We start from the raw sequence: 3,484 nt of genomic DNA, 5'->3' as shown, positions 1-3,484 counted from the left end.
CACCCGCCGGGTCCTCGAAGTCGCCGCTCCCCCAACGGCGTTGATCTACGACAACGACGTGATGGCCGTCGCCGGCGTGGCCGCCGCGACCGAACTCGGCTTCTCCGTACCGGCGGACGTGTCGGTGGTCGCCTGGGAGGACTCCGCGCTGTGCCGCATGGTGCGGCCGTGGCTGTCGGCGCTGTCCCGGGACAGCGTGGAGTTCGGCCGTACGGCCGCCCAGGAGTTGACCGCGCTGCTGGACGGCGGCCCGGCGCGCACGGTACGGGTGCCGGTACCGCGGCTGATCGAGCGGGACAGTACGGGACCGGCACGGGTGTGAAAGTGCTGTGTCTCCCGGTTCGAGCCCGAATCGCCGGACACCGTCGAGTACTTCGTGTGAGGCTTTGCCCATGACCTCCGAAGACCCGCTGGCCGACCGGCTCCAGCTCGACCGGCCGCACTCCGCCCGTGTGTGGAACTTCCTCCTGGGCGGCAAGGACAACTACGCCGCCGACCGGGAAGCCGGCGAGATGATCATCAAGATGTTCCCGGACATCGCCCTGCTCGCCCGCCTCCAACGAGGCTTCCTGGTCCGGGCCGTGCACTATCTCGCCGCGGAGGCGGGCATCCGCCAGTTCCTCGACATCGGAACCGGCCTGCCGACCGTCGACAACACGCACGAGGTCGCGCAGCGCATCGCGCCCGAGAGCCGCATCGTCTACGTCGACAACGATCCGCTGGTCCTCGTGCACGCCCAGGCGCTGCTCACCAGCACTCCGGAGGGCGCCTGCGCCTACGTCGAGGCCGATGTCCGCGATCCCGAGGGGATTCTCGAAGCCGCCGCCCGGACGCTGGACTTCAGCAAGCCGATCGCACTGACGATGCTGGGCATCCTGGGCCAGATCCCGGACTCGGACGAGCCCGAGGCCGTCGTGGCCCGCTTCCTCGACGCGCTGCCCCCGGGCAGCTATCTCGCGCTGACCGACGGCACCGACACCAACCCGGCGCTCAACCAGGCGATCTCGGTGTACAACGCCAACTCGGCCAGCTCCTACTACCTGCGCAGCCCCGAGCGAGTAGCGGCCTTCTTCGAGGGTCTCGAAGCCGTCGAGCCCGGCATCGTCCCCATTTCGCGGTGGAGGCCCGAGCCTGTCGACGTGGGCCGTGATCCGTCCGACGCGGACACGATGTGCGGCATCGGCCGCAAGGTCTGAGCAGCAACAGCGAGGCGGGGCACCGGAGTTGAGCCGGGGCCCCGCTTTCTTGTGTGTCCGCTTTCTTGTGTGTGCGGCGTCAGAGCCGGAACAGCGCCCAGACCGTCTTCCCGCCACCCGCCCGCAGGTTCCAGCCCCATGAGTCGCTGAGCGCGGAGACCACCTGGAGGCCGCGCCCGGACTCCGCGAACTCGTCCGGGTGCCCCTCCACGGGTATGCGGTCGCTGTCGTCGGTGACCGCGCACACCGCGTACGGCAGCCGGTCCCACACCGCGAGCCACAGTGAAGGCTGCGGCTCCACCGGCGAGTTGGGCGCCCGGCCGTAGCGCAACGCGTTGCTCACCAGTTCCGACACGGTGACCGCCATGTCGTCGACGAGTTCGTCCCCGGCCCGGTCGGCCAGCGCGGCGCGGGTGAAGTCCCGTGCCACATGCGCCGATTGAGGCATCGGGGGCACGACCAGGACGGAACAGAGAGCCGGGTCGCCTCCGTCCCCGACCGCGGGGACCAGGGTGATGGTCTGCCCCGGTGCGGGTCGGCCGACCTCGTCGACGGCCCGGCACAGCCATTCCCAAGTGCCCTCGATCCGCAGGGAGTCGAGCGGCCGTACGACTTGCTCTGCGGACATCGCGACCCCTGAGACCCCAAGAGAACAACTGCGCGCGCTACACCTGTCCGGAACATGGTCCTCCGACTGCCCCTGCGAACGCAAGTGCATCGGCAATTACCGCTGCAATTGCAGACGATCTTGCGAGCGGTCCCCCCGAGGGCTATCGTCCTCCACATCACCAATGGGTGCAATTGAAGCTGCAATTGCATTCGATCTTCCGGGGGAGCGATGAGGCCTCAGAACCAGCACGAGAACGGCATGGCGGCGACCCTGCTGAGCGGCGCGGAGTGGCGCAAGAGCCACCACAGCAACCCCGAGGGAAACTGCGTCGAGTTGGCCGCGCTCTCCGACGGTCACATCGCCGTGCGCAACTCGCGCCATCCCGAAGGTCCGGCGCTCGTCTACACCAGCGCCGAGATCTCCGCGTTCGTCCGCGGCGTGAAGGACGGCGACTTCGACGGCCTACTCCCCGGTCGCTGAAGTCAGGCAAACCCGCGGATGGCCGGAAGGCGCCGGACACAGGCCGGCACCTTCCGGCTCCTTCACTCCCTGCAGTTATCCGGAACCTCGGTGCTACGATCCTCCTTTGAGTCCCGAAAACTTGCGGACGGTATCGGCGCGACCGCCGAGGGGATGAACATGACTGCAGCTCAACCGGAACACGCCCCCTTGGGTACGGACGTGCTGAGCCTTCAGCGCGGTGGTCCGACCGTCCAGCGCATGATGCTGGGCACCCGGCTGCGCCGTCTGCGCGAGTCCCTCAACATCACCCGCGACACGGCCGCTTCGGCCATACGCGCCTCTGACGCCAAGCTCTGCCGCATGGAGTTGGGCCGCGTCGGCTTCAAAGAACGTGATGTGGCAGACCTGTTGACGCTGTACGGCCTCCATGAGCCGGACGCCCGCCAGGAGTTCCTGGACTCGGTCCGCCGCGCCAACGAACCCGGCTGGTGGCGCGCCTACGGCGACTCCTTCCCGGCCTGGTTCGAACAGCACCTGGGGCTGGAGGAGGCCACCTCCCTCATCCGCACCTACGAAGTGCAGTTCATCCCGGGCCTGTTGCAGACCGCCGGATACGCCGAGGCCGTCATCCGGCTCGGCCGCCCCGTCGACACCCCGGACTCGATCCAGCGGCGCGTCGAACTCCGCATGACCCGCCAGGAGTTGCTGACCCGGCCCGATGCGCCGAAGCTGTGGGTCGTGGTGGACGAGGCGGCGCTGCGCAGGCCGCTCGGCGGGGTCGACGTGATGCGCGAGCAGCTCCGGCATCTCGTCGAGACGGCCGCCCTGCCGAACGTCACGCTGCAGGTGCTGCCCTTCCATGTGGGCGGCCATGCGGCGGCCGGCGGTCCGATCACCGTGCTGCGCTTCCCGGTACCGGACCTGCCGGACATCGTCTATCTCGAACAGCTCACCAGCGCCCTGTACTTGGACAAGCCGGAGGAGGTCGACCGCTATCTCGCGGTCATGGACCGGCTGAGTCTGGTGGCGCTGCCCGGCCCCGAGTCGGTGGTCTTCCTGGAGAAGCTCCTCAAGGACATGTGAGCCTCAGACCCGCGACCGGTACAGCCCGAACTCCGCGATCCGTACGGTGTCCCGGGCCGCCGTCGCGCGGACCCGCCAGCGCCGGGCGCGTACGGGTGCGGGCAGCAGCAGGATGCGGCCGGCGCCGATCGTC

Annotated in this window: 5 protein-coding genes; 4 read left to right on the top strand and 1 reads right to left on the bottom strand. The window is 68.9% G+C overall.

What is annotated here, in order from left to right:
• Both R6V09_RS48880 and R6V09_RS48875 read left to right on the top strand, forming a co-directional pair.
• Positions 1–322, top strand: a 322-nt coding sequence (locus R6V09_RS48880) for a substrate-binding domain-containing protein (protein ID WP_317887897.1), incomplete at its 5' end; no start/stop codon positions are given.
• 70 nt (positions 323–392) lie between these two features.
• Positions 393–1,196 (top strand): SAM-dependent methyltransferase, encoded by an 804-nt coding sequence (locus tag R6V09_RS48875; protein ID WP_317887896.1) that lies wholly within the window; start codon positions 393–395, stop codon positions 1,194–1,196.
• 79 nt (positions 1,197–1,275) lie between these two features.
• Here the strand turns inward: R6V09_RS48875 and R6V09_RS48870 are convergent, their stop codons facing one another.
• Positions 1,276–1,824: an ATP-binding protein gene (locus R6V09_RS48870; protein ID WP_317887895.1), complete on the bottom strand. Its 549-nt coding sequence runs from the start codon at positions 1,822–1,824 to the stop codon at positions 1,276–1,278.
• Between the two features lie 210 nt (positions 1,825–2,034).
• Here R6V09_RS48870 and R6V09_RS48865 point away from each other — a divergent pair, with 210 nt between their 5' ends.
• Both R6V09_RS48865 and R6V09_RS48860 read left to right on the top strand, forming a co-directional pair.
• Positions 2,035–2,286, top strand: a complete 252-nt coding sequence (locus R6V09_RS48865; protein ID WP_317887894.1) for a DUF397 domain-containing protein — start codon at positions 2,035–2,037, stop codon at positions 2,284–2,286.
• Between the two features lie 159 nt (positions 2,287–2,445).
• A complete protein-coding gene (locus R6V09_RS48860; RefSeq protein WP_317887893.1) occupies positions 2,446–3,351 on the top strand; it encodes a helix-turn-helix domain-containing protein in 906 nt (301 codons plus the stop codon).
• Positions 3,352–3,484: the final 133 nt, after the last annotated feature.

This window comes from Streptomyces sp. W16 (assembly GCF_033194735.1).
GTDB lineage: Bacteria > Actinomycetota > Actinomycetes > Streptomycetales > Streptomycetaceae > Streptomyces.
Note: the sequence above shows the minus strand (reverse complement) of the source record. Positions and strands in the feature narration are given on the sequence as shown.